At 43.9% G+C, this 24,876-nt stretch carries 25 protein-coding genes and 2 pseudogenes; 23 read left to right on the top strand and 4 right to left on the bottom strand.

What is annotated here, in order from left to right; translation table 11 throughout:
- The first annotated feature begins 4 nt into the window (after positions 1–4).
- A complete protein-coding gene (locus tag LCF57_RS07180; protein WP_226000095.1) occupies positions 5–859 on the top strand; it encodes a sugar phosphate isomerase/epimerase family protein in 855 nt (284 codons plus the stop codon).
- Between the two features lie 79 nt (positions 860–938).
- Here LCF57_RS07180 and LCF57_RS07175 read toward each other — a convergent pair whose 3' ends face one another.
- Positions 939–1,307, bottom strand: a complete 369-nt coding sequence (locus LCF57_RS07175) for a DUF423 domain-containing protein (protein WP_226000094.1) — start codon at positions 1,305–1,307, stop codon at positions 939–941.
- Between the two features lie 315 nt (positions 1,308–1,622).
- On the opposite strand from LCF57_RS07175, the gene LCF57_RS07170 reads away from it, so the two are divergent.
- The 15 genes and pseudogenes from LCF57_RS07170 to LCF57_RS07100 all read left to right on the top strand — a co-directional run bounded on the left by LCF57_RS07170 (position 1,623) and on the right by LCF57_RS07100 (position 16,213).
- Positions 1,623–4,571 carry a glycoside hydrolase family 48 protein gene (locus LCF57_RS07170; protein ID WP_264083521.1) on the top strand — a complete coding sequence of 983 codons (2,949 nt, stop codon included), beginning with the start codon at positions 1,623–1,625 and terminating at the stop codon, positions 4,569–4,571.
- 135 nt (positions 4,572–4,706) lie between these two features.
- Positions 4,707–5,210 carry a ferritin gene (locus LCF57_RS07165; RefSeq protein WP_025717340.1) on the top strand — a complete coding sequence of 168 codons (504 nt, stop codon included), beginning with the start codon at positions 4,707–4,709 and terminating at the stop codon, positions 5,208–5,210.
- A gap of 110 nt (positions 5,211–5,320) precedes the next feature.
- Positions 5,321–6,295, top strand: a complete 975-nt coding sequence (locus tag LCF57_RS07160) for an aldo/keto reductase (protein ID WP_226000117.1) — start codon at positions 5,321–5,323, stop codon at positions 6,293–6,295.
- 252 nt (positions 6,296–6,547) lie between these two features.
- Positions 6,548–7,096 carry a GNAT family N-acetyltransferase gene (locus LCF57_RS07155; protein ID WP_226000092.1) on the top strand — a complete coding sequence of 183 codons (549 nt, stop codon included), beginning with the start codon at positions 6,548–6,550 and terminating at the stop codon, positions 7,094–7,096.
- A 184-nt stretch (positions 7,097–7,280) separates the two neighbouring features.
- Positions 7,281–8,393: a DNA alkylation repair protein gene (locus LCF57_RS07150; RefSeq protein ID WP_226000091.1), complete on the top strand. Its 1,113-nt coding sequence runs from the start codon at positions 7,281–7,283 to the stop codon at positions 8,391–8,393.
- Positions 8,394–8,560: 167 nt separating this feature from the next.
- Complete coding sequence (locus LCF57_RS07145) at positions 8,561–10,150, top strand: acyl-CoA synthetase (protein ID WP_226000090.1); 1,590 nt, start codon at positions 8,561–8,563, stop codon at positions 10,148–10,150.
- 44 nt (positions 10,151–10,194) lie between these two features.
- Positions 10,195–11,427, top strand: coding sequence for an aminopeptidase (locus LCF57_RS07140; RefSeq protein ID WP_226000089.1), 1,233 nt, complete (start codon positions 10,195–10,197; stop codon positions 11,425–11,427).
- 221 nt (positions 11,428–11,648) lie between these two features.
- Entirely contained in the window at positions 11,649–12,239 is a 591-nt protein-coding gene (locus LCF57_RS07135; RefSeq protein ID WP_226000088.1) for a TetR/AcrR family transcriptional regulator, read from the top strand.
- A gap of 22 nt (positions 12,240–12,261) precedes the next feature.
- Complete coding sequence (locus LCF57_RS07130) at positions 12,262–12,888, top strand: HXXEE domain-containing protein (RefSeq protein ID WP_226000087.1); 627 nt, start codon at positions 12,262–12,264, stop codon at positions 12,886–12,888.
- A gap of 146 nt (positions 12,889–13,034) precedes the next feature.
- Positions 13,035–13,562: a TetR/AcrR family transcriptional regulator gene (locus LCF57_RS07125; RefSeq protein WP_226000086.1), complete on the top strand. Its 528-nt coding sequence runs from the start codon at positions 13,035–13,037 to the stop codon at positions 13,560–13,562.
- A 178-nt stretch (positions 13,563–13,740) separates the two neighbouring features.
- Positions 13,741–14,328, top strand: coding sequence for a sulfurtransferase TusA family protein (locus tag LCF57_RS07120; protein ID WP_226000085.1), 588 nt, complete (start codon positions 13,741–13,743; stop codon positions 14,326–14,328).
- Positions 14,325–14,840 (top strand): DsrE/DsrF/DrsH-like family protein, encoded by a 516-nt coding sequence (locus LCF57_RS07115; RefSeq protein ID WP_226000084.1) that lies wholly within the window; start codon positions 14,325–14,327, stop codon positions 14,838–14,840. The genes LCF57_RS07120 and LCF57_RS07115 overlap by 4 nt, the downstream gene beginning before the upstream one ends.
- Before the next feature lie 76 nt (positions 14,841–14,916).
- Complete coding sequence (locus LCF57_RS07110) at positions 14,917–15,183, top strand: metal-sensitive transcriptional regulator (RefSeq protein ID WP_226000083.1); 267 nt, start codon at positions 14,917–14,919, stop codon at positions 15,181–15,183.
- A 116-nt stretch (positions 15,184–15,299) separates the two neighbouring features.
- Positions 15,300–15,422 (top strand): annotated as a pseudogene (locus LCF57_RS07105) (transcriptional regulator); the annotation flags it as partial.
- A 95-nt stretch (positions 15,423–15,517) separates the two neighbouring features.
- Positions 15,518–16,213 carry a DUF421 domain-containing protein gene (locus LCF57_RS07100; RefSeq protein ID WP_226000082.1) on the top strand — a complete coding sequence of 232 codons (696 nt, stop codon included), beginning with the start codon at positions 15,518–15,520 and terminating at the stop codon, positions 16,211–16,213.
- Between the two features lie 177 nt (positions 16,214–16,390).
- On the opposite strand, the gene LCF57_RS07095 is transcribed toward LCF57_RS07100, so the two are convergent.
- On the bottom strand, positions 16,391–17,257 hold the full coding sequence (locus LCF57_RS07095) for a TetR/AcrR family transcriptional regulator (protein ID WP_226000081.1): 867 nt from the start codon (positions 17,255–17,257) through the stop codon (positions 16,391–16,393).
- A gap of 167 nt (positions 17,258–17,424) precedes the next feature.
- On the opposite strand from LCF57_RS07095, the gene LCF57_RS07090 reads away from it, so the two are divergent.
- The 3 genes and pseudogenes from LCF57_RS07090 to LCF57_RS07080 all read left to right on the top strand — a co-directional run.
- The gene (locus tag LCF57_RS07090; RefSeq protein WP_226000080.1) at positions 17,425–17,901 is read left to right on the top strand and encodes an RNA polymerase sigma factor; all 477 of its coding nucleotides are present in this window, start codon (positions 17,425–17,427) and stop codon (positions 17,899–17,901) included.
- Positions 17,902–18,107: 206 nt separating this feature from the next.
- Entirely contained in the window at positions 18,108–18,974 is an 867-nt protein-coding gene (locus tag LCF57_RS07085) for an alpha/beta fold hydrolase (protein WP_226000079.1), read from the top strand.
- A 4-nt stretch (positions 18,975–18,978) separates the two neighbouring features.
- A pseudogene (locus tag LCF57_RS07080) lies at positions 18,979–19,268 on the top strand (DUF5107 domain-containing protein); the annotation flags it as partial.
- A 193-nt stretch (positions 19,269–19,461) separates the two neighbouring features.
- Here the strand turns inward: LCF57_RS07080 and LCF57_RS07075 are convergent.
- Positions 19,462–20,040, bottom strand: a complete 579-nt coding sequence (locus tag LCF57_RS07075) for a TetR/AcrR family transcriptional regulator (RefSeq protein ID WP_226000078.1) — start codon at positions 20,038–20,040, stop codon at positions 19,462–19,464.
- A 221-nt stretch (positions 20,041–20,261) separates the two neighbouring features.
- Between LCF57_RS07075 and LCF57_RS07070 the strand changes: the two genes are divergently transcribed.
- Both LCF57_RS07070 and LCF57_RS07065 read left to right on the top strand, forming a co-directional pair.
- On the top strand, positions 20,262–21,452 hold the full coding sequence (locus tag LCF57_RS07070) for an MFS transporter (RefSeq protein ID WP_226000077.1): 1,191 nt from the start codon (positions 20,262–20,264) through the stop codon (positions 21,450–21,452).
- A 228-nt stretch (positions 21,453–21,680) separates the two neighbouring features.
- Positions 21,681–22,400, top strand: a complete 720-nt coding sequence (locus LCF57_RS07065; protein ID WP_226000076.1) for a YjjG family noncanonical pyrimidine nucleotidase — start codon at positions 21,681–21,683, stop codon at positions 22,398–22,400.
- Positions 22,401–22,749: 349 nt separating this feature from the next.
- Here LCF57_RS07065 and LCF57_RS07060 read toward each other — a convergent pair whose 3' ends face one another.
- A complete protein-coding gene (locus LCF57_RS07060; RefSeq protein ID WP_226000075.1) occupies positions 22,750–23,646 on the bottom strand; it encodes a LysR family transcriptional regulator in 897 nt (298 codons plus the stop codon).
- A gap of 221 nt (positions 23,647–23,867) precedes the next feature.
- Between LCF57_RS07060 and LCF57_RS07055 the strand changes: the two genes are divergently transcribed.
- Together LCF57_RS07055 and LCF57_RS07050 are read left to right on the top strand one after the other, a co-directional pair.
- A complete protein-coding gene (locus LCF57_RS07055) occupies positions 23,868–24,086 on the top strand; it encodes a hypothetical protein (protein WP_226000074.1) in 219 nt (72 codons plus the stop codon).
- Positions 24,083–24,601: a glutamine amidotransferase-related protein gene (locus LCF57_RS07050; protein ID WP_226000073.1), complete on the top strand. Its 519-nt coding sequence runs from the start codon at positions 24,083–24,085 to the stop codon at positions 24,599–24,601. Before LCF57_RS07055 ends, LCF57_RS07050 begins: the two co-directional genes overlap by 4 nt.
- Positions 24,602–24,876 lie beyond the last annotated feature (275 nt).

Genomic DNA, 24,876 nt, shown 5'->3' with positions numbered 1-24,876 from the left:
TTCTGTGACTGTAGGTGTATTGGCACATTTATTTGGCAAGTTGCCATATCGAGAGTTGGCTGCCAAGGTAGGCGCAGCGGGCTTTACCCATGTTCAGCTGGCTCCGTGGAGAGCGATCAGTGATGTGGATTTTAATAAACCGGGCAAGTTTAGCCCAGGATTGGCATTGTCTATCGCAGAAGAGTTTCGCAAGCATGGAGTATGCATATCGGTGCTCGGGTGCTATCTGCATTTTTTTGTACAGGATGAGGAATTGTTGCGTGAAAATGTAGAGCGCTTCAAAGAGCTGATTCGATACGCGAGTCTGTTAGGAGCACCCATCGTCGCAGCGGAAGTCGGACGCAATGAGGATGGCAGCGCATATACGGAACGTGACTGGAGAGTTGTCAAAGAGGTTGTGCGTGAATTGGCAGATGAAGCGGAAAAGTGGGGCGTATTCGTAGGATTGGAAGCCGCTAACGATCATTTGGTCGGAACAGCTGCAGAACTGGCAGCCTTGCTGGAGGAAGTACCTTCGTCACAGATCGGTGTTGTCATTGATCCGGGGAATCTGCTGAAGACGGAAAACCTGGCACAGCAGGATGAGATCATTCGCGAAGCTTTCCGACTGCTGGGACCTCGGATTATCGCAGCACACGCCAAAGACCGTCGGTTATCATCGTCAGGTGAGATCGAAACGGTACCGCCGGGGTTTGGTGACATGAACTACGGCCTCTATATGGAACTGCTGGAGCAGTATAAGCCGGGGGTTCACATCATTATGGAAGCTGCACAAGAACATCAAATGGCCGAATCCAAACGCTATATCGAAGGCCATCGGTTAACGACTCAGAAAACGCAGGAAGTACAGACGAAGTAATACTCTCCTTCCTATTACGGAAACTGTTCAAGAGACTTGGAAGCGCCTACTTTTCCAAGTCTCTTGTGTTTGGCAGGGCTTAGCCTTGCATAACCGCCACGATGACAAGCACCCAACTTGCCAAAAAAGCAAGCCCGCCAAACGGGGTGATCGCTCCAAGCTTTTTGACGCCAGACAAGCTAAGTGCATACAGACTGCCGGAGAACAGGAGAATGCCCACCAGCATAACCCAGCCTGCGGTTACAATGAGAGCGGAATGAACAAAATTCCCTGCAATCGCTCCAAGTAGAAGCAGACCCAGTCCATGAGCGATCTGATATTGAATGCCCGTCTGGAATATACTCATCATGTCTGCGGAAAGTCTCTTTTTCAAAGCATGAGCCCCAAACGCACCGAGAGCTACAGCTAAAAACATGATGATACAACCAAGCAACAGCAAAATTTTCATGTTTTAACCCTCCTTGTGAAATAGTACCGATTTGAACCGATTTCGTCAATTTCCTAGTTAAACTCCAAACATATTGAATTTTTCGACTCTCATTTGAGAGCTAATATGTTATATTTTTCCTAGGGCCAATGTGAAGCATTTGGAGCCATGGACAGCGCGTCCTCCACCTTTTTACGGAAGAAAGTGAGGTGATGGTGCTGTCTTTTTGTGCTGTCGTTTTTCGGAACAAAATCTTGTGTAGGGCCAAAATTGATAATGGAGAGGATGAATGCAAAAGTGATCAGAAGAAAATCTGTGTTAAGGAAATCTGTCTCTATGGTCATGTCAGCCATTTTGGTGCTTCCGCTAACCTTGGGCATATTTCAGGCCGAGCCTGATCGTGCATCGGCTGCAACACCGGAATCGACACGCTTCCTTCAATTGTATAAACAACTGAAGGACCCGGCCAGCGGATATTTTTCAAAGGAAGGCATTCCTTATCATTCCGTTGAAACACTCATGAGTGAGGCGCCGGACTACGGGCATTTAACGACCTCGGAAGCCTATAGCTACTGGATGTGGCTAGAAGTGCTGTATGGTCATTATACCGGGGATTGGGAGCACTTAGAATCCGCTTGGGACAACATGGAGAAATACATTATTCCAGTTAATGAAGGGGATGGCAAGGAAGAACAGCCTACGATGAGTAACTATAACCCCAACAGCCCCGCCACCTATGCCGCTGAGTATCCGCAGCCGGATCAATACCCAAGCCGTCTGAGTGGTCAGTACAGTGGTGGCAAGGACCCGCTGGATGCAGAGTTGAAGGCAACCTATGGCAACAATCAGACCTATCTGATGCATTGGCTGCTGGACGTGGATAATTGGTACGGTTTTGGCAACCTGCTGAATCCGTCGCACACGGCCACCTATGTGAACACCTTCCAACGCGGAGAACAGGAATCGGTTTGGGAAGCCGTCCCGCATCCATCGCAGGATAATCAAAAATTTGGTAAACCTAATGAAGGCTTCATGAGCCTGTTCACCAAGGAGAATAATGCTCCTGCACAGCAATGGCGCTATACGAATGCGACCGATGCGGACGCACGGGCGGTTCAAGCCATGTACTGGGCAAAAGAACTGGGATATGACAACCCGGTATATTTGGATAAAGCGAAAAAGATGGGAGACTACTTACGCTACGGTATGTACGATAAATACTTCCAAAAAATCGGAAGCGCTTCCAATGGGGCTCCAAGCGCTGGTTCCGGCAAGGACGCCAGCCATTATCTGATGGCATGGTATACGGCATGGGGCGGCGGACTGGGCCAAAGCGGCAACTGGGCTTGGCGGATTGGCGCAAGCCATGCGCACCAGGGCTATCAAAATGTCGTTGCTGCTTACGCGTTATCCGATAAGGATGGCGGATTAATACCCAATTCACCAACGGCAGGACAGGATTGGGCAACCTCGCTGAAGCGCCAACTGGAATTTTATACCTGGTTGCAATCCGATGAGGGAGCCATTGCAGGTGGAGCAACGAATAGCTGGGATGGTGCCTACAAGGCGTATCCGTCTGGCACAAGCACCTTCTATGGAATGGCTTATACAGGTGCTCCTGTATACCAAGATCCACCGTCCAACAACTGGTTCGGAATGCAGGCTTGGCCGGTCGAGCGGATTGCTGAGCTATACTACATTTTAGCCCAGAAGGGCGATACTTCGTCCGATCAGTTTAAAATGGCTAAGCAAGTGATTGAAAACTGGGTAGCGTGGTCCAAGAGCTATGTATTTGCCAATGAACGTCCTGTGACAGACGCGCAGGGATACTATTTGGACGCTCAAGGCAAGCGCATTCTGGGTGGTAAAAATCCGAAGGTAGCCACTAAAGCGGCTAAAGGCGAGTTCTGGGTGCCAGGCAATCTGGAATGGAGCGGGAAGCCAGAAACCTGGACCGGCTTTGCCAATCATAAAGGGAATGCGAATCTCCATGTCGTAACAAAGAACCCGGGACAGGATGCCGGAGTACTGGGCAGTTATGTTAAAGCGCTTACTTTCTTTGCTGCTGGCACGAAGGCTGAAAAAGGCGACTACACCGAACTGGGCAAGGAAGCCAAGGATTTGTCCAAAGCTTTGCTTGATGCTGCATGGGGCTATAACGATGGCGTAGGTATTACTACAAAGGAAGCACGCGAGGATTATTATCGCTATTTCACAAAAGAAGTGTATATTCCGAACGGCTGGAGTGGTAAAACGGGGCAAGGCAACACCATCCCAGGTACAGACGCGACTGCTTCTGACCCGTCTAAGGGTGGAAACGGCACATATTCCAGCTATACCGATATTCGGCCTAACATTACGAAGGACCCGCAATGGTCTTATTTGAAGGATAAATACACGACATCCTGGAATAATCAGACGAAAAAATGGGATAAGGGCGCTCCAGAATTTACGTATCATCGTTTCTGGTCCCAAGTTGATATGGCGACAGCTTATGCTGAATATGACCGTCTCATTAACGGCAGCGGACCAGCCGAGCCGACAGCTCCCAAAGCACCCGCGAATGTGAAGGCAAGTGCGGGGGATGCTCAGGTTACACTGACCTGGAGCAAAGCAACGGGCGTGGATAGCTACACAGTTAAGCGGTCAACAACCAGTGGGGGACCTTATACGACTGTAGCAACGGTAACAGACAGCACTTACAAAGATACAGGGGTGGTGAATGAAACCACTTATTATTATGTAGCAAGTGCAACTAATTCTTTAGGAACCAGCCCGGATTCTGCCGAGGTCAGCGCCAAGCCGACAGCAGCGCCGATGCCGGCAACGGGCGATGTAATTGCCCAATACCGTGTGGGTGATACGAACCCGGGAGATAATCAGATACGTCCGCTGTTCCGTGTGGTCAACAAGGGGAAAGAAGCAGTTGATCTGAAAAATGTCAAGCTGCGGTACTACCTTACTGTAGATGGTGATAAATCACAGGAATTCCATTGTGACTATGCACAGCTGGGTAGCGACAATGTCCAGGGACGCTTTGTCAAACTGGATAAGGCGGTTACGGGCGCAGATTATTATCTGGAAATTTCCTTTGGAGCTGGTGCGGGAAGTCTGGCAGCAGGGGCAAATACAGGGGATATTCAGATTCGCATGAACAAAACGGACTGGAGCAATTATAACGAAAGTGATGATTTTTCCTATGATGCAACCAAGACATCATATACGGATTGGGATAAGACACCTCTATACGTAAACGACAAGCGTGTCTGGGGTCTGGAGCCTTGAGTTTAAACTAATTGGAGTGAGACGGGTGGAGTGAGAGAGGGAATTGAGCTCATATTCCGCCCGTTTTTTTGTGGTTGGATTCGTGGTACACTAGGAACGTTACATATTATATACATGACCGAGGTGACCTGAGACATGAATGACAAATTGGCACAGGCTCTGAATGAGCAAATGAACTTTGAATTTTACTCCGCTCATGTGTATCTGGCGATGGCTGCTTATTGCTCCAGTGAAAGTCTGGATGGGTTCGCGAACTTCTTCCTGGTACAAGCGGAGGAGGAACGTTTTCATGCGATGAAGCTGTACAAATATATTAATGACCGCAGAGGACGCGCTACTTTGGCAGCATTACCGGAGCCAAACAATAGCTATGCTTCCATGCTGGACGTATTTGAGCACGGCTACAAGCATGAGCAGCAAAACACACAGAAATTTTACCATTTGGCTGATCTGGCTCTAGACGAGCGTGAGCATGCGACAATCCATTTCCTGAAATGGTTTATTGATGAGCAAGTGGAAGAGGAAGCCCTGTTCGACAGTGTTATCCAAAAGCTTAAGCGCATTGAAAGAGACAGCAACGCTTTTTATATGCTGGACAGCGAGTTTGCCAAACGCAGCTTTACAGTCCCTGCAGAATAATACAGACTGTACAAGTTTTATTTAAACTTGTACAGCCAGCTTCCCAAAGAGTATCGATGCCATTTACCGCCAAGATACAATTTACCACAGGAAGAGGACTGATGAACAACGTGAAATATAATCGTTTGGGAAACAGTGGGCTTCAGGTGTCCGCACTTGGCCTCGGCACCAATTCTTTCGGCAAGAGAGCGGATCAGCAGACTTCGATGGATATCATCCATGCTGCGCTCGACCAGGGAATTAATTTTATGGATACCGCCAATATTTACGCTGGTTCGGAATCGGAAAGAATCATCGGGCTAGCGTTGGAAGGTAGACGGCAATCTGTCGTTCTTGCCACCAAAGCGGGCCTACCGAAACACGAAGGACCGGGAGGGAGCGGATCTTCCCGCCATCACCTGATGCAGGAGCTTGAGGGCAGCCTGCGCCGTTTGAAGACGGATTATGTTGATCTGTACCAGATTCACACATTTGATCCCTACACCCCGCTGGAGGAAACGCTACGCACGCTTGACAATATGATCTCCGCAGGTAAAGTGCGTTATATCGGTGCTTCCAATTACGCGGCCTGGGAAATGATGAAGGCGCTCGGGATTAGCGAAGCGCAGAATCTGGTCAAGTACGTCTCGATTCAGTGCAGCTACTCCCTCGCCGACCGTACGCCAGAGAAAGAGTTACTTCCGCTCTGCCTCGATCAAGGAGTCGGAATCATTCCCTACTTCCCGCTTGCCGGTGGTATTCTCACCGGCAAATATGCCGGGGGTGGTGCCGTACCTGCTGGCTCCAGAGTCGAAACCGATCCAAACTTCAGCCGCTTCCTTACCCCCGAGCGAATTGAACTCGGCAACCAAGTAAATGAAATCGCTGAAGAGTTGGGCACTTCCCCCACGGCGCTGTCATTGGCCTGGCTGATAAGCAGACCTGCTGTTTCTACCGTTATTGTAGGAGCCACCCAGGTAGAGCAGGTGCAGCATAATCTGCACAGTGTTTCCATTCATCTGGATGCACCAACGCTGGACAAGCTGGAACAAGCCAGCCTTTCCTTCCGCAGTGGCGAGCCGTTCGCGTTCTATCGGCTGCCATAGCCGAATCCGTGTATATAAGCTATAAGCCGAAAGCGTTACCCCGAATAGCGGGTGTATCGCTCTCGGCTTTTTTAATGACTGTGTTACAAGATTATTGTTATTTTAAATGTAGTTATAGAAAAAATTAATTAGTCGCTGTGATAGTAAGCATGCTACAGTAATATTATTCTTTATATCTTATTAAATAGATGGGATTAATTCACTTGAGCGACTTACCACGTTATAAATGACAATATAGAGAGGCGGGTTAATATGAGCGAAATCTATCGTCTAGCACAACAGAAGGACGCCGAGAGATTGCAGTATGTGACGTATGAGGCATACGAAACGATTCGGCAGCTGGGACTTCAGTGGCCTGCCGCTCAGGTAAATGTTGCTCTTATTCAGGAAAACATTAAAAATAATGATTGCTATGTGCTGGAAGTGGATGGCGTCATCCAGGCTACGGTTAGCCATCTGAAAAATAGAGCTCTTGATTTTATAACCGATTTACCATTTGTGATGTGGTTCGCCGTAGACCCGGCTGCACAGGGTAAAGGATATGGGAGAAAACTGCTAAACTGGGTAGAGCAGGCGATTATTCGCAATCAGGTGGGTGCCCCTGCGGTGACACTGGCGACAGCGGAGAAGCATCCATATCTGCTATCTATGTACGAGCGCTGGGGATATAAACGTATTCATGCTTTTGACCGTGGAACAGGGGATGGGACGATGCATTTACTGCGTAAAGTAGTGAATCCTGAATTATTTGATGCCTACATTCGTGAAAAAAATGAAGCAGAGACAGCTAACCGAAATTAGACCCGATCACCGGGAACGAACGAAGCCGATTCGTTTGCCGAAAGGGGTTTGGATAAAATAAAGTTTGTATTGTTCAGTTATAATGATGTACTTCATTTTGGTGCTGGTGTTGCGTTACGGTTTGTGGTTATCATAATAGAAGATATCATTCACAGTTTACATACGCATGCAAAGGAGTTACAGAATGGCTGAGCCTTTAAAAAATATATACACAGAGGATTTTCTTCGCCTTTTCGGTGAAAGAGTGCAAACTGCTTATAGCTCGTTTGATACCAACGGGTTTATCCGTCAAGTTATGGATGAAAAATGGGACGAGCTGGAGCTAAAAGAACGAATGCGGCGTATTTCGTTAACATTGGGAGCATTTTTGCCCAGCCGTTATGAAGAAGCCTTGGATATCCTGTTTGCGATAGATGAGCATTGCAGCGGGTTTCCGTACTTATTTTTCCCCGATTTTGTAGAGGTGTATGGGCAGGGAGAAGAGCATTGGGACCTTTCCATGAAGGCACTGGAGCGTTTTACATCAAAATCCTCTGCAGAGTTTGCCGTGAGACCCTTTCTGCTCCGTGAACCGGAAAGAATGATGCGGCAGATGACGGCTTGGGCAGGACACCAAAGCGAGTACGTCCGTCGTCTTGCGAGTGAAGGATGCCGTCCAAGATTACCTTGGGGGCAGGCACTGCTCATGTTTAAACACGATCCCGCTCCAGTATTGAACGTATTGGAATTACTAAAAGCCGATCCGTCACTGTATGTACGTAAAAGTGTAGCCAATAACCTGAATGACATCGCCAAGGACCATCCTGATACGATTATAGCTACGGCTAGGCGGTGGAAAGGCACACACCCTTATACGGACTGGATTGTGCGTCACGGCTGCCGGACTTTGATTCGCAAATCCGTCCCCGAGGTGATGGCATTGTTCGGCTATGCTGATGAAATGGATGGGGTCTCATTGGTCACGCAAGCCTCTTTTGCCACGGACACAGCCGTGTTGAAGCTCGGCGATAGCTGCGAGTTGAGCTATTCTATTCAGCTTCGAGAAGGTGAACCGGTGCGGGTCCGTATCGAATACGGCATCGATTTTGTGAAAGCGAGAGGACAAGTTTCACGTAAATTGTTTTTGCTCTCTGACAAAACCGTTCCCGGAGGAACACGTCTTACAGGTACGCGCACACACCGGTTTTCAGATTTGACAACTCGCCGTCATTATCCGGGAACGCACCGGATTGCATTGCTCGTAAACGGGCAGGAAGCTACTTATACAGTGTTGGAACTCCAACTTCAAAGTCTTTAGCAGCAAAAAGAAAGAGTCTGACCGCAGGCTCTTTCTTTTTGTCGTATGTTCATAAAATTTATTTTTTTCCAAAAAAATTGATTCTGGTATTAGAACCTGGTACTAGGACGTGGTATACTACAATAAGATCACGGCTCTCATCTTATGTACAAAGGGGAAGATATAATTTGGCAGATCAGCAGCAGTGGCTTGCGCCTGAATATTACAATATAACTTCGGAAATGGAACACCATAATGCTGGTAAAACAGCACTCAAGTGGTTGAGCGAAACAGGAGAATACGAGGAGATCACCTACGGAGAGTTGTTAAAAAAGGCTAATCGACTGGCTGGTGGACTCACGAGTCTGGGATTTAATAAAGGAGACAGAGTTTTGGTCGTAGTACCACGGCGTATTATTGCATATGTGATTTACCTGGCGTGCTTGAAGTTGGGACTCGCCGTTATTCCTTCTTCGGAAATGCTGCGGGCTAAGGATATTGCGTATCGTCTTCGCCATTCACAAGCACGCGGAATTGTTGCATGGACCGGAGTAACTGGTGAAGTGGACAAAATAAATGATGATTTGCCTGCCCTGGATTATCGGATCATGGTTTCCGGTGACAACCCGGCACCTGCACCCGGCTGGCTTGCGCTGGATGAACTGATGGACGGACAGCACGATACTTTTGAAGCTGTGAAGACACATCGGGACGATATGGCGATTCTGGCCTATACCTCAGGTACTACAGGGAATCCTAAAGGTGTTGTACATAGCCATGGCTGGGGGTATGCTCATCTGCGTATAACATCCCCATGGCTGGATATCCAAGCTTCGGATGTAGTATGGGCTACAGCAGCACCGGGGTGGCAAAAATGGATTTGGAGTCCTTTTTTATCCGTACTGGGGAATGGAGCGACCGGATTCGTATATAATGGTCCGTTTCGTCCAGGTCGTTATTTGCACTTCCTGCAGGAGTATGGGATTCAGGTATTATGCTGCACGCCTACGGAGTATCGGATTATGGCGAAGACGGATGGTTTGGATAAGTACGATCTGTCTCAATTGCGCAGCGCTGTTTCTGCGGGAGAACCTCTTAATCAGGAGGTCATTAACAAGTTTCAGGAGCAGTTCAACATTACGATTCGTGACGGTTACGGACAGACGGAAAGCACATTAATTATTGGTAACTTGAAGGACGAACCTCTGCGTACAGGCTCGATGGGTAAATCCATTGCGCCAGGACTTGTTGAGGTCATAGACGAGGATGGCATTCCACTGGCGCCAGGTCAAGTCGGTGATATTGCAGTGCGTGCTGATCTACCGGCATTATTTCATACGTATTATCTTGATCCGGAACGCAAAGCAACCAGTCTCCGAGGTGACTATTTTGTGACAGGAGATCGGGCTCGCAAAGACGAGGATGGATACTTCTGGTTTGAAGGACGCGGTGATGATATCATTATTAGCTCTGGTTATACCATTGGCCCTTTTGAAGTAGAGGAAGCGCTTATGAAGCATGACTCCGTACAGGAATGTGCTGTCGTAGCAAGTCCTGACCCAATGCGTGGACATATCGTAAAGGCATTCATTGTACTTAAAGCCGGAGTAGAAGGATCACCGGAACTGGTGAAGGAACTGCAGCAGCATGTTAAAGTATGGACTGCACCCTATAAGTATCCACGAAAAATAGAGTTTATTCAGGAACTTCCCAAAACCAGCTCGGGCAAAATTCGAAGAGTGGTGCTGCGTGAATTGGAAAAGCAATCTGTACTGTAATTATAAAATTAAATATGATGAAAATGGAACAGGAGCGTGGGAACATGAGTACATTCGAAACATTGCTGGAGCAATATGCAGAGCTTGTCGTGAGAGTAGGGGTCAACATTCAGCCCGGACAGGTATTTTTGGTTACAGCACCGCTGGAAACCATTGATTTTACGCGCTTGATTGTCAGTAAAGCTTATGAAGCAGGGGCCAAATACGTACAGGTAGAGTTTGAGGACGATCAAATTACACGCAGTCGCTTTGAACAGGGTGACGAAGCTTGCTTTGATTATTACCCGGCATGGAAGGCGGAAATGATGGAAAAACTCGCGGAAGAGGGTGGAGCCACGCTAACCATCAAGGTACCGAATCCCGATCTGTATCAAGACATTGATCCACAAAAGGTTTCACGTGCGACGAAGGCGGCAGTCACGGCGAGAGAAGGCTTTTCCCAATATACCCGGAATCATAAAATTAGCTGGTGTCTGATTAAAGCGCCAACGAAGGCTTGGGCCGATAAAGTATTTGCCGATGTGGTAGCAGAGGATCGCATTCGTGTCATGTGGGATACGATTTTCCAAATGAACCGTGTAGACGGCTCAGATCCTGTTCAAAATTGGCAGGAGCATTTGAAGAATCTTGAACAGCTGCAAAACAAGCTGAATCATAAAAAATATAAAAGCTTGCATTACCGTGCACCCGGAACAGATTTAAAAATTGAACTAGCTGACGGGCATATCTGGCGCAGTGGTGGTGGTGAAAACGAACGTGGGGATTATTTTGTGGCCAATATGCCGACAGAAGAAGTGTTCACGATGCCTAAGCGCACAGGTGTGAATGGTTATGTTACCAGCACCATGCCGTTAAATTTGAACGGGCAGCTAGTGGATCGCATTACTTTTACCTTTAAGGACGGCAAAGTCACCGAGTATACAGCGGAATCCGGCGAGCAGCATCTGACTCATTTGCTCGCTACGGATGAAGGGGCCAGCTATTTGGGTGAAGTTGCATTGGTTCCGCACGATTCACCAATTTCAAATCTCAATCGTATTTTTTACAATACGGGAATTGACGAAAATTCCTCCTGTCATGTGGCTCTGGGCAGTGCGTATCCTTTTAATATGGAAAAAGGAACACAAATGAGTCGGGAGGAATTGTTGAAGAACGGTGCTAATGTCAGCCTGACTCATGTTGATTTTATGATCGGTTCAGCCGAGCTGGATATTGACGGCGAGTTGCAAGACGGAAGCAAAGAAGCTGTGTTTCGCAAAGGAAATTGGGCCATTTAGTCTTTTTCTCAATCTCAATTCAAGCAACCCGCAAACGATCCTATTCGTTTTGCGGGTTTTTCTGTATCCCAAATGTAAAATTGTCCCTTGTATTGTGAAGTCTAAAGTGCTAAACTCAATTTAAACAATGTTTTAAACGTTGTTTAAATTGATGTTTGATTAAGGAATTCAGTACCTTTGATTGGCACTGAGTGGACTAAATAAGAGGAGGAGAAGCATGCATGAATCAGGCAGACAAAAAACAACAAACCAAAGAAAAGATATTAGAAGCTGCGTTGGAATTCATTAAAAAAGAAGGTTTTGAAGCGGTTACTATCAGAAAAATTGCTGACCTATCGGCCACTAATATTTCTCTAGTTAATTATTATTTTGGTTCAAAAGAAAATCTGCTGAGTGAAGCTATTGAAGTCATTTTAAATGGCTTTCAACACACGTTTTCTATCTTGGATAATACAGCAATACCGCCTCAGGATAGACTGAAACAATTTTTGTTTGATTATTTACAGGTCATTCGCCAATATCCGGAGCTTCTCTCGCGGATTATTGCCATGGGTAGTACGCCCTTTACATCTCAGCAGGAATACGGAAGGTTTTTAAGTATAATGGGGTTTCCGAAGGTTCAGGGTACGATTAAGGAGCTGACAGGTGAGGAACAGCCAGAACGGTTACTGGCGATGATGCTGCAATTATTCGGAGCAATTTTTCTACCTGCGCTAATGAGCCCGATACTTGAATCCGGAGCTGTTGCGAAAGTACCGTCAATTGAGGAACAATTAAACCTGTTTTTTGAAAGATATTTTGATCAAAAATAAATCAATCATAGGAGTGACCATTATGAATTTTTTGAGAAAATATTGGCAAGATGCAGGCGCAATTATTGGTTTGGTTATATGCATTGGGCTACTTATGAACAGAGCTATCTTTTTTGATATCACGGGGATACTCTGGCTAAGCTTTGTAGCTATACTGTTCCATCAATTTGAGGAGTACCGCTGGCCTGGATATTTTCCCGGTTTATTTAATAGTACGATGTTTAAAAGTGAAGCACCGGATCATTATCCCTTAAATACCCATTCAGCCATGATCATTAATGTAGCGATCGCCTATATATTTTATTTGCTCCCCGTATGTTTTCCAGAAGTAATCTGGCTTGGACTCGCTCCCGTTTTTATGGGATTCTTCCAGGTCGTCTGGCACGGCATTGTTGTTAATATCAAAGCAAAAACCTTATATAATCCTGGCTTGGTTACAGCGCTATTCATCCACGTTCCCGTCGGGATTTGGTATATTCATGATGTTATGAAGCGCGACATGTCATCTGGAACGGACTGGATATTGGGAACAATCTACTTTGTTCTTGCTGTATATATTTTCATCGTTAAAGGGAATATGTGGTTGAAGAGAGAGGACTCCCCTTACTCTTTTTCTAAACAACAATTGGGAGCTTACATTCGTAAATAGTGTCTACAAGAAAGTCGTTTTCGTCACAATGACGGAAGCGACTTTTTACAATGGCGTTGCATTTTTATGACATGCTGTTTATACTTATATTAGTAATTGATTAATCACTTATTGAAAATTCGTGATAAATAAAGGATGAACAAGTCATGGCTAAAGCTACATCAATATCAATAAATCGCCCAAACGAAATCATATCCGCTGCTATTGAAGTGTTTGCGGAGATGGGCTACTATCGAGCTACAACAGCTAAAGTAGCAGAACGGGCCAACATTTCCCAGCCGTATATTTTCCGTTTTTTTGCTACCAAGGAAGCATTGCTTGTCGAAGCTCTGAAGGTTTCCTTTGCGCGCATCCTGGAATCTTTTCAACAGGTCATCCATTCAGCCCCGTCTGAACAGTTAGAGCAGGAGCTGATTGCGGCTTATTCGCAAATTATGACGGATTATCGCAATGAAATACTTTTACAAATGCAGGCGCAGACCATCGGGGAGGATGTGGTTGTAAGCGTGATGCAGCAGGGATTCCGTGATATTCATTCGACCGTATATGATGCTTTTCGTCATGCAGGTATTGAACAGGCATCGCAAAGAACGATGCTCTTCCTCGCCAGAGGGATGCTCTGTAACATCTCGATGTCTCTGAATCTGCCGGAACTGATGAAAATAGACGAATAATTTTTGTTTATTCAAATAAGAGTCGCGCCTTTGCGCGGCTTTTTTCTTTTACTTGTGAGCATAAACCGCTAAATAGGTTGACAATAGGAGTGTGCTTCGTTATCTTTATACATATAGGGGTATATGTATACAAGAATCAAATCGATACCCGTTCAAAAAATAGTTGGAGGTATGAACAATGTCATCAAATAACATCCAAGCAGACTATTTTCTCGATTGCAAAGGGCTAGCTTGTCCCATGCCTATTGTAAAAACAAAACGGGCTATGCGTGAGCTCAATGCAGGGCAGGTTATGGAAATTCAAGCGACTGACAAGGGTTCATTAGCCGATTTTCAGAGCTGGGCACAGAACACCGGGCATCAATATTTAGGCACGCTTCAAAAAGGAGATGTAATGCATCATTATCTGCGTAAAGCGTACCCTGCTGAAGTGGAGATAGAACCCCTACTTCCTTCAACGATAAGCCACGAAGAGCTGCAGACGAAATTGTCCGGAAAGCAGAACATATTACTGCTGGATGTTCGGGAACCCGCGGAATTTGCACTTAAACATATCCCTGGATCAAAACTCATCCCTCTCGGAGAATTGGAGAATAGGCTCGACGAGCTAAATCTGGATGAAGAAATTGCAGTGATTTGCCAAGCTGGGGGACGCAGTGAAAGAGCTTGCCAGTTATTAGCAGCTAAAGGTGCTAATAACGTCAAATCTGTGCTTTTAGGCATATCCGAATGGACAGGAGAGACTAAGGGGAGCCAATCCTTATGATTACAACAGCAGGAAATGTTGCGATAAATCAAGAGCATGCCCAGCAAAAAACAACGATTGTATTATTCAGTGGGGAGCTGGATAAGGCGATTGCTGCATTCATTATTGCGAATGGCGCGGCGGCATATGACCAAGAAGTAACCATATTTTTTACGTTTTGGGGTCTAAACATGCTACGTAAAGATGAACTCGTGCAAACGAAAAAGGGATTGCTCGAAAAAGCCTTTGGCTGGATGATGCCCCGTGGCCCTCAAAAACTTGCATTGTCCAAAATGAATTTTGCTGGACTCGGCCCATGGATGGTTAAACATGTCATGAAAAGGCACAATGCGCTATCCCTTCCACAGCTTATAGAGCTGGCTCGAGAGCAGGGGATTAAGCTCATAGCCTGTACCATGACAATGGATCTGTTAGGACTGCAACAAGAAGAGCTAATTGACGGTTTGGAATATGCCGGAGTTGCCGCCTACTTGGGTGAGGCTTCGCAGGGGAAGGTAAATCTATTTATCTAGGGTGTGCTATTTATTTTTTTGGTTTATAATATACCTATACATGTATATGGTAAGTCAAAAAAGGAGTGCATTGCTTATGGATTACAATTACAGTGATGAACTGAAAACGCGCCTGAGAAGGATTGAGGGTCAAGTACGTGGAGTACTTCGTTTAATGGATGAGGGAAAGTCATGCAAGGATGTAGTCAGCCAGCTATCAGCTGTACGCAATGCATCAGATAAAGCGATTGCTCAAATTGTGGCAGAGAATCTGCAACGTTGTATATTGGAAGAGCAAGAGACTGGAGGAGATACGGATAAGCTGGTTAAAGAAGCCATTCAGCTGCTTGTAAAAAGCCGCTAATCACAATAAAAGTGTTTATTTGTGATTTTAAAAAGAAAGAAAAATCTATGTTTTTTAAATTGTGTTGACAAAAAAGATCCGTTGTAAATATAACTTTACAACGGAAGGTGGTTTGAATGCAAATTAGCAGCCGATTTTCAATTGCAGTTCATATGCTATCCCTTATACACGTACGTGCTGATTATCTTTCTTCTGACCAAATTGCCGATAGCGTAAATACAAACCCGGTGATTATACGGTTTACCTGCGAGATCCAAATAAACTTCTGTTTATGTAGAAGTAGACAGGTGTAATAACCCATAAGGAAAATAACTTCTTTCCGGGAGGCATATTTATGGAGGTATTTGTCACGATTGGTGTCAAATTGATCATCAGCTTTTTTGGCTTGTGGATAATTACTTTTGTTACAGGCCGGAAAACAATCAGTCAGCTAACACCGCTCGATTTCTTGACATCATTGGTTTTAAGCGAAATTGTAGGGAATACATTATACGACGATAAGGTAAGCATTTGGCAGCTTTTGTTTGCTTTGGTGTTATGGTGTACGCTGTCCTACCTTTTCGAGAAAGCGACGACTCATTTTGTGAAATTTGGATATATGGCGGAGGGCCGGGCAGTGCTGCTCATCGATCAGGGCAAGGTCAATCAAGAAATGCTGGAGAAATATGATATAGAATTTACTCAGCTGCTTGCTATGCTACGTCAGCAAAATATTTTTTCTCTTCGTGAGGTCTGGTATGCGACATTAGAGACAAACGGTTCATTGTCGGTTATGCGCAAGCCTGAATACGAGCCACCGACTGCCCAGGATTTAGGGGTAAATACGCAGTCTGATCTTTTTTCTGTTACTGTTATTGACAAAGGAAGGCTGTTGAACGAATCAATGCGGGGCAAGCAAATTGATAAAGAGCAGACTATGAAAAAGGTTCGGGAACAGGGGTATGACAGCATTGACGAGATCGCCTATGCAGAGTATGGCGAGGATGGAACGCTCCATATCGTGCCGATGAAGGAGAACAAGCATCAATAAAAGAGGCCGACTTTCGTAGATTTGATGGAACACAATAAAGCTGCTTGGAATATCGTTACATAGGGCTTGGATAAGCTTCAAACATGTCGCAGATATATGGGTAACTACTCGAAAGCATGGATACAATATATCGGATGCATGCTTTCGTTGTTCTTTTTGTATCTTCATGCTAAGTAACTATGAGTAGGGCCTATTCTTTCTTGTTTGTTTGTAAACCATATTAAAAAGCTCATTGTAATTCCGGTCTTTAGTAGAAGAGGAGGAAGATAGAATTTTAAGCTGCCTTGCTATTCCTTCACAAATGCTCCATCTAATACGAGGGTTTTGACATTCGTCCAGAATAAAGTCGATTAACTCTTGTTCTTCAGAAGCTCGATCCGTATCTTCATGACCCAATAGATTTCTAATATGTGCTACAACTACCTCTTGATCTTCATCGTTATTTTCAATATTAAATGGAAAAAGTACATGCTTATGCTGCTTAGTTATTTCTATATTTTTTTCTAACCGAACGATATTGTAAGCCAGTATATCTGAACTATTCGTGTCCAAGTTCATTTGATTGGAATACCTGAACTGGTATCCGATTCCCCCAATAAAATGAGTGGATAAATCCATAGCATTAGCTTCAATTTCAACACCATAAACTTCGATTAAACGTCTGGCTAACCAGTTTAACTCCCTATAATGGCTTGTCGCCATATATTTTTTTAACGCTTCATCATTCTCAGCCATCGAAATATTATAAAGCTCCAGGATATTTTCACGACGATAGACAAAATGCTTTAGTCCCAACTGTGAATATAAAATTTCTTTATTATGAGAGTCTCCCTCTATCAGTAACTGGTTTTGTTGCTCTTCCACTTTCGCGTCGACATCTTGAATTATAGAAAGTATCAATTGGGATTTAGAAGAAAAATGATTATAAAAAGTGCCTTTCGAGACACCCGATTTCTCTAATATATCCTGAATAGAAGTATGGTGATAACCAATGTCGCGGAATAAGGACTTGGCAGCTTCAATAATTTGTTCTTTTTTGGTCATATATCTTTTTCTCCTACCAAACAATTTGACAGTAATTTTATATCGCTTTATTATAACATTAAAATAAATAAACTTAAGTACAAAAAAATATACATAAGTACATTTTGTTTTTATATCACGCAACGGAACTATTAATGATGAAAGAAGAGGACATCATCGTGTGTAACATGGAACAGGAATTCAATAGAGCGCAGCGGGGTGATCGTGAGGCATTGATTCAGCTATGCCGGAGACTGGAGCTTGAACTTTACGGCTTGGCAAAAGCTATTGTCAAACATGACGAAGATTTTGTGATTGCTTTTGAAAAAACGATCCTTCAAGTCTATAGAAGCATGCATACTTTACGGGAAACAGAGCATTTCAAAACACAGGTAATCCGTATCCTGATTCATGAATGTAATCAAATTATGCACAGCAGGAGGGGAATAGATACTATTAAAGAATCACCCCACGGCTTCGAAAAATCTACTCAAGATTTGAATGTCCAACAGATGAAATTGCGAGAGGCGATCAACCAGCTGGAAAAGGATTTTCGGATTGTAATTCATCTTTCTTATTTTCAAAAGTTATCGATCAAACAAATCTCTTATGTACTTAATATAGATGAAGCTGAAGTTAAAATACGGATTGCACAAAGCACGTGAACTATTAACAGAATGGAGTTTTAATTCAAGGTTGATGATCAGTAGCCCAGTGTACAGTTTAGTGCATTAGCATAATATGTTAAACTTACTCGATAAAGCCTAACTTTTAGAGGTGAGTTGGAATGTTGGAACGTTCTATGGAGAATACAAGGGAATTGAACATAGGAAAGGGAGTGATATTTTAATTAGAAAAGAGGACTATTAAAATGAGCAATTATCAAACAGTTTTAAGTGATGGATTTGAGCTAAAGTATTCTATAAGAGGTAGTGGAAAGCCGATATTGGTAATTGGAAGTAGTGTATATTATCCACGCTTATTTTCATACGATTTATATTCAAAGTTCCAGTTCATTTTCCTAGATCATAGGGGATTTGGAAAACCAACCAGAGCTTTAAAAGCGGAAGACTATACTTTGGATAAAGTCATCAATGATATAGAAACAGCAAGACAATGCCTTCATTTGGATCACTTTATTATATTAGGCCATTCCGGGCACGCTTTTATGGCCTTGGAATATGCCAAACAATACCCTGATCATGTTCACAAAGTGGTGTTATTAAATTCAGCACCTACGAACAGCGAAGAGAGACAGCGCAAAAGCTTTTCGTTTTTTAATGAGACAGCCTGTTCAGAAAGAAAGGCACGTTTTGAAAAGGATATTGTTTTATTGGAGGAAGATATCAAGAGAGATCCTGATAGACGATTTGTTCATATGTGTATACGTATGGGAGCGCAAAGCTTTTATGATTATACCATTGATGCGGCTTACATGTGGAATGATGTCTATACGAATATGCCCATAATCGATTATTTATGGGGAGAAGCATTCGGACAGCTTAATCTGATACAATCCTTGGCTGATATTCATAAACCAGTTTTTATAGGTTTAGGAAGGTATGATTATTTGGTCGCGCCTGTTTCATTATGGGATTCGATTGACTACTCCTATAAAAACGTGAAGAAAGTTATTTTTGAGCATAGTGGTCATAACCCGATGTTTGAAGAACCTCATCATTTTGACCCTACATTATCCGAATGGTTGAATGAAGATTTATTTTACCCCTTCAACTGACATCTTCCGGCCTGTTAATTATAAACTGGCAGAAAATGAGGACGGGAGTACAGCAGCATGGGTCAGCGAGACTGACCGGATGTATGGTACAAAAATGGCAGCTGGTCTCATACTGCACCCGAACAAAGCATATATCGAGATCAAGGTTCAATTGTATAACCCTTCATCAGAATCGCAAACGTTTTTGTGGTGGAGCAATCCGGCCATGGCAGTAAACGATCACACTCAATCCGTGTTTCCTCCGGACGTTACTGCTGGTTCGATCACGGGAAGCCTGATGTGTATATTTTCCCAGGCAAAAAACAGTGGTTAATAGTCATACAGCAATGGCAGGCTGGAATGAGAAGGCAGAGCAGCCCATAGCTGATATCATGTCTGTTAGCCTCGTTCCCGTGTATGAAATTTCCATCCGTTTTATGAAATAAACTAAAACACTAGAGGATAGCATTTCTTAGGCTAATGAAGAATTGCTATCCTTTGATTTTCATCATTCCGCTCTAATTCCTTGAAAGGCAGTGTCCACTAAATTTTGTATATACACATTGTCCAATAAACCACCGGTGACCAGCAATCGATAGAAAATCGGTCCGTATATGAGATCAATACTTAATTCGATATCAAGGTCCCTCTTTAATTCCCCGCTCTGAACTCCTCGTTCCAGAAGCTGCCGGGCCTCAAGGCGGCGTGGATGAATATATCGAGTTCGATATGCCTCAGCCAGTCCTGCATCAAATTGTCCTTCACCAATCAGCTCCGCAATGATTTTCCCCTCACGACTGATCATAAATTGAGTTACATTGGTAGCATGGATGAGTATGTCCTGGAAAGCCGAGCCCGTATCGGGTATGGGCAGCCTGTCCGCAGCCGCAGCCAGGAAGCCATCCATGACCACAGCGGCCTTATTAGGCCACCATTTATAAATTGTCGCTTTGCTAACTCCTGCACGTTCCGCAATTTTCTCTACAGTGACCGCGCCAAAGCCATTTTCCAACAACAAATCATAGGAAGCGGACAGTATAGACTTGTGCGTTTCAACATTCCGTGGCCGTCCTCTTTTGCGCTGCATAAAATTCCTCCTCTCTAATAAAAACGATACGTTCAGTATACTAAAATTCGAACGAAAATAAAATAAATCAAAATTATCTATTTACAAAACGATACGTTCAGTATATTATTTATTTATCGAATTACTGAACTTAACGTTTAGTAAATAATTGTTGGAATGACGGCAAGATTAAACATGTTATTCTGTCGTCATTCGGAAACAAAAAGAGGAGAATGATGGTCATGCAAAAAAGTTCATTCAACGAGAGTAAAGGGATTTCTAAGTGGATGATGTTCCTGTTGGCATCAGCATGCGGCCTTATCGTTGCCAATTTGTATTATGCCCAAACATTGGTCGGTCCTATTGGTGCCGCGATGGGGCTTTCTTCTGCAGTAGCTGGATTAATTGTGACCTTGACCCAAATCGGTTATGTTGCAGGATTGCTGTTTATTGTGCCGCTTAGTGATATCATTGAGAATCGGCGTCTGGCAGTTGTGTCTCTAATAGTGGTGGTATGTGCTTTGCTGGCAGCAACATTTGCCCCTGGAGGAGCGTTATTTCTGATTGCGTCACTGTTTATTGGACTGGGTTCAGTCGTAGCCCAAATCCTGGTGCCTTATGCCACCTATTTGGCAGCTGAGGAGCAGCGTGGGCGTGTGGTAGGGAATGTAATGAGCGGACTTTTGCTCGGAATCATGTTTGCCCGGCCGGTAGCCAGCTTAATCACCAGCATCTGGGGCTGGCAGGCTGTATTTTCCTTATCAGCCATTGTTATCACACTGCTGGCGATTCTGTTGTCGCGCACTCTTCCGGAGCGTAAGCCTACGCCTACAATGAACTACGGTGAATTAATTTTCTCATTGGGAGCTCTTTTCAAACAAACACCTGTGCTTCGTCGTCGTGCTTTTTATCAAGCTTGTTTATTCGGCTCCTTTAGCCTTTTTTGGACGACAGTCCCTTTACGATTGGCGGATGACTTCGGGATGTCTCAGCAGGGTATTGCATTGTTTGCTTTAGTTGGCGTGGGTGGGGCAGTCGCAGCACCAATTGCCGGTAAACTGGCGGATAAGGGCTGGACCACATTTTTAACTGGATTGGCTATGGTCATAGCTACGATCTCCTTTTTGCTGATTTATCTTTTTCAAGACCATTCGATCGTTGCCCTCGTGATACTGTTTATATCAGCCATTACACTGGATATGGCCGTATCGGGTAATCTTGTACTTGGACAACGTGCCATTTATTCATTGGGAAGTGAGGCAAGAGGTCGTCTGAACGGTCTGTTCATGTCCATATTCTTTATTGGCGGAGCTGTTGGTTCCTCTTTGGGAGGATGGGCCTATGCCTATAACGGCTGGAGTTTCACAGCACTTCTTGGGGTCGCTTTACCACTGTTATCTCTGCTGTACTTCTTCACTGAAAAAAAACATTGAGGAGGTCGATTGCAGCATGGACTGTATTGTCAGGTAATTATGGAAATATTCTGGTTCTGCTGTCCGTGACTTGACGCCTCAATCAGGTTCTGTATAATAACCGGGAGATCAAACTACACTTCTAGTTTACTCCCGGTTTTTGATGCTTCCAGCTGGAACAGCTCTAAGGGACGGTAACTGAATAATATAGTAAGGATAATATAATGAGGGAATGGCATGGAGGTAATCATGAAATACGAAGTTATTTTGTTTGATGTGGATGATACACTATTTGATTTTAAAAAAGCAGAGCGTCATGCACTACAGAACACTTTTACCCAATTCGGCTTGCCGGAAGGGGCCACTGAGTATAAGGCCAGCTATGATGAAATCAATAGTGCGCTGTGGCGGGAAGCAGAGGAAGGACATATTAGCCCGGCGGAGCTGCGAGTGGAGAGATTCAAGCGATTGTTTGCTGTTCATGAGCTGGATTTCAATCCGGATGCCTTTAGTGCTGCTTATTTACGTTATTTGGGTGAAGGAGCCTTTTTGATTGATGGAGCGGTTGAAATATGTGAGAAGCTGTCCGACCGTCGCTTGGCAATCATTACGAACGGAATCAAAGAGGTGCAAACCTCCCGAATTCAGCTCTCGCCACTGCGTAATGTGTTTGAACAGGTGATTATTTCAGAGGAAGTGGGTTGCCAAAAACCACAAGCCGCTATTTTTGATTATACATTTACCAAGCTGGCCATTTCGGATAAAAGTAACGTTCTTATGATCGGTGATTCTCTGACTTCGGATATCCAGGGAGGGAACAGTTTCGGAATTGATAGCTGCTGGTTCAACCCTAGCGGGAAAACAAACACATCTGGAATTCAACCAACCTATGAGATAAAAAGTCTGATGGAGCTAGAGAATATTATACTTTCAGAAGGTCATGTGTTGAAGAATTTCAAATATATATAATGGAATGCCACTGAATATTCTGGATAATGAAGAGCCTGACAACACATATTCAGTGGGGTCAAGCTCTACTTATTACATAAGACCTTTTAAACGAATGTTTGAGCTCACAAAAACGCTTAAGAGGCGTGATAAACTATATCAAGCGAGTTGAAGTGGCTAGTGGCATCCCCAACCCTTTGGAGGATACAGTTCTACGGGTCTACTTCATCACAGCCTTTTTACGAGCAATAACCTAACACCTCGAAAGCTATGATTGAAAGTTAGAACCGCTGTATTGATGCAGGCATGAATCGACATTTGAACAAGAAGCACTTACGGGGCACCACCTTTGTAACGATTAAAAGAGAGATTAGTCAAAACGCTCATTTTTAATCGTAGTTATCAATTGCTCCATAAATATACGGCTAGCCGCACATAAATATTTGTTTCTTCGGTAAACAACACCGATTTGTGTGGTTAATGCTGGGTTCTGAATCGGAATTGTTTGAATATGCTGATTGTCAATGTAATCGAGATATGCCTTCGGTAGAATAGTGACGCCAACACCTTTGCTGACCATATTGATGATCGATTCCATCGTTGTCATTTCCATGACCGGTTGGGGCGTGAAATCATACGAGCGACATTTTTCATTAATCAGTTGTCTCATAAAATATGTACCTGGCAATAGGACGGAAGGAACTCGCTTCAGAATATCAAGCGTCACAAAAGGTTGCTGGGCAACGGGATAATCGACAGGAGACGCAAGGGCAAGATCTTCTTTGTAGAGAGGGATCGATTCCAGGCCATCATGCTCCATCGGTAACATTACGATACCTAAATCAAGCTCGTTTTGAAGCAGCGCGTTGTATATATCTCCAGTTCGTAGGCCAAAGACAGACAGCTCGATATTAGGATATTTACGGTGAAACTCAATAACTGTCGGCGGAAGCAAATAATTGACAACCGTCAGTAGAGCACCAATTTTCAACGTACCTCTTTCTAGTCCCTGTAGTTCGCTTATCGCGGCACGTGCCTGCAAAAGTTCATGAAAAATGTTATAACCATGATGCTGCAACGTTTTTCCTGCTTCTGTTATAACGGTCTTCTTACCTATACGATCAAATAGAGGAGTTCCAATTTCGTGCTCCAGTAAACGAATTTGTTGGCTTAGAGAGGGCTGGGCAATGCCGAGTTTCTCGGCCGCGCGGGTAAAATGCAGTTCCTTGCATACGGCCATAAAGTACTCCAACTGTTTCAGTTCCAAGGGTCTTCCTCCTTCACGTTCTATAACAATAGGCTATTTGAATCATTGTAAGATAAATCATTTAAAATATCTAATGGAATTGGATTACACAAATTCAATAGTGGTAGCGATTCCATAGGTAAAACCAATCATTATCAGTAAAAATATGAAATTGAACAGGCTTAGGCAAGTAGATAAGATAGGGAAAGACTAACTTTCCCTCTGAAGAAATGAGGAATAAAATGAGTAATTTAACGATTGAAGATAGAATAAAAGAAATTAGAAAAAGAATGGATTCGGCTTGTCAGTCTGTCGGGAGAAATCCTGAAGAAGTGAGGCTCTTGTTAGCCGTAAAAACCGTTCCTGCAGAGAAAATTATTCAAGCCCTAGACTTTGGCGAAACGTTGCTCGGTGAGAATAAAGTCCAGGAATTACAGCAAAAGTATACTGGATTGAAATGAGAGGATATACCGCCGGATATTCAAGAGTTTATGCTGGTGAAAAACTCCCAAAATCCGCAGATGAAATCGATTTATTAATTGTTCTAGGTTGCCCTCAAGATCCGAGTACAACCATGGAAGAGTGCTCTCACTTTAATGCTGCTGCAGAAATAGCACTGATCAATAAGTGCATTAAAGCAGGAAAGGCAGTACTGGGAGTTTGCTTGGGAGCACAGCTCATCGGGGAGGCTCTGGGAGCGAAGCATGAGCATAGTCCAGAAAAGGAAATAGGCTGTTTCCCCATAACCTTCACAGATGAAGGCAAGCGGAATGATAAATTTTCCCATTTTGGTGATACCAGTATTGTTGGGCACTGGCATAATGATATGCCTGGATTAACTGAAAATTGCAAAATAATAGCTTACAGTGAAGCTTGCCCGAGGCAGATTATAGAATACGGGAAGCTTGTCTACGGTTTCCAATGCCATTTGGAGCAACCACAGATTCATTCAGCAACCAGAATTACTGAGACATAGTGACTACAATGTAATGAATGAAAATCTGTTCTTATTTTTGGATAAATTCGTAATCGAGTATTTAGAAAGCGACAATATATGAGTATGCGGAAGAAGTAGTTGAATCAACTTAAAAACGGTAGTCCTTACTTAATAAAGTACAGGACTACCGTTTTTTGTGGAGAGAATTCATTCCCCAAAATAAAATGTCCCTTTTGTTCCTTATTATTATATTAACTTACACTTATATTATATTTAAAGGCGAAACTTAAGCAATTATAATGACATTATATTTA

Origin of the sequence: Paenibacillus sp. BJ-4, from assembly GCF_020404765.1 — a bacterium.
Classification (GTDB): Bacteria; Bacillota; Bacilli; order Paenibacillales; family Paenibacillaceae; genus Paenibacillus.
The sequence above is the reverse complement of the archived record's forward strand: the minus strand, read 5'-3'. Positions and strand labels throughout refer to the sequence as shown.

What these genes read in the sequence shown, in the direction of transcription:
- LCF57_RS07110 (WP_226000083.1), top strand. Translation starts at nt 14,917, where the DNA reads ATGGATTACAATTACAGTGATGAACTGAAAACGCGCCTGAGAAGGATT.
- LCF57_RS07120 (WP_226000085.1), top strand. Translation starts at nt 13,741, where the DNA reads ATGTCATCAAATAACATCCAAGCAGACTATTTTCTCGATTGCAAAGGG.
- LCF57_RS07175 (WP_226000094.1), bottom strand. Translation starts at nt 1,307, where the DNA reads ATGAAAATTTTGCTGTTGCTTGGTTGTATCATCATGTTTTTAGCTGTA.
- LCF57_RS07100 (WP_226000082.1), top strand. Translation starts at nt 15,518, where the DNA reads ATGGAGGTATTTGTCACGATTGGTGTCAAATTGATCATCAGCTTTTTT.
- LCF57_RS07085 (WP_226000079.1), top strand. Translation starts at nt 18,108, where the DNA reads ATGAGCAATTATCAAACAGTTTTAAGTGATGGATTTGAGCTAAAGTAT.
- LCF57_RS07135 (WP_226000088.1), top strand. Translation starts at nt 11,649, where the DNA reads ATGAATCAGGCAGACAAAAAACAACAAACCAAAGAAAAGATATTAGAA.
- LCF57_RS07125 (WP_226000086.1), top strand. Translation starts at nt 13,035, where the DNA reads ATGGCTAAAGCTACATCAATATCAATAAATCGCCCAAACGAAATCATA.
- LCF57_RS07095 (WP_226000081.1), bottom strand. Translation starts at nt 17,257, where the DNA reads ATGACCAAAAAAGAACAAATTATTGAAGCTGCCAAGTCCTTATTCCGC.
- LCF57_RS07150 (WP_226000091.1), top strand. Translation starts at nt 7,281, where the DNA reads ATGGCTGAGCCTTTAAAAAATATATACACAGAGGATTTTCTTCGCCTT.
- LCF57_RS07075 (WP_226000078.1), bottom strand. Translation starts at nt 20,040, where the DNA reads ATGCAGCGCAAAAGAGGACGGCCACGGAATGTTGAAACGCACAAGTCT.
- LCF57_RS07165 (WP_025717340.1), top strand. Translation starts at nt 4,707, where the DNA reads ATGAATGACAAATTGGCACAGGCTCTGAATGAGCAAATGAACTTTGAA.
- LCF57_RS07130 (WP_226000087.1), top strand. Translation starts at nt 12,262, where the DNA reads ATGAATTTTTTGAGAAAATATTGGCAAGATGCAGGCGCAATTATTGGT.
- LCF57_RS07050 (WP_226000073.1), top strand. Translation starts at nt 24,083, where the DNA reads ATGAGAGGATATACCGCCGGATATTCAAGAGTTTATGCTGGTGAAAAA.
- LCF57_RS07155 (WP_226000092.1), top strand. Translation starts at nt 6,548, where the DNA reads ATGAGCGAAATCTATCGTCTAGCACAACAGAAGGACGCCGAGAGATTG.
- LCF57_RS07115 (WP_226000084.1), top strand. Translation starts at nt 14,325, where the DNA reads ATGATTACAACAGCAGGAAATGTTGCGATAAATCAAGAGCATGCCCAG.
- LCF57_RS07055 (WP_226000074.1), top strand. Translation starts at nt 23,868, where the DNA reads ATGAGTAATTTAACGATTGAAGATAGAATAAAAGAAATTAGAAAAAGA.
- LCF57_RS07070 (WP_226000077.1), top strand. Translation starts at nt 20,262, where the DNA reads ATGCAAAAAAGTTCATTCAACGAGAGTAAAGGGATTTCTAAGTGGATG.
- LCF57_RS07090 (WP_226000080.1), top strand. Translation starts at nt 17,425, where the DNA reads ATGGAACAGGAATTCAATAGAGCGCAGCGGGGTGATCGTGAGGCATTG.
- LCF57_RS07065 (WP_226000076.1), top strand. Translation starts at nt 21,681, where the DNA reads ATGAAATACGAAGTTATTTTGTTTGATGTGGATGATACACTATTTGAT.
- LCF57_RS07170 (WP_264083521.1), top strand. Translation starts at nt 1,623, where the DNA reads ATGGTCATGTCAGCCATTTTGGTGCTTCCGCTAACCTTGGGCATATTT.
- LCF57_RS07140 (WP_226000089.1), top strand. Translation starts at nt 10,195, where the DNA reads ATGAGTACATTCGAAACATTGCTGGAGCAATATGCAGAGCTTGTCGTG.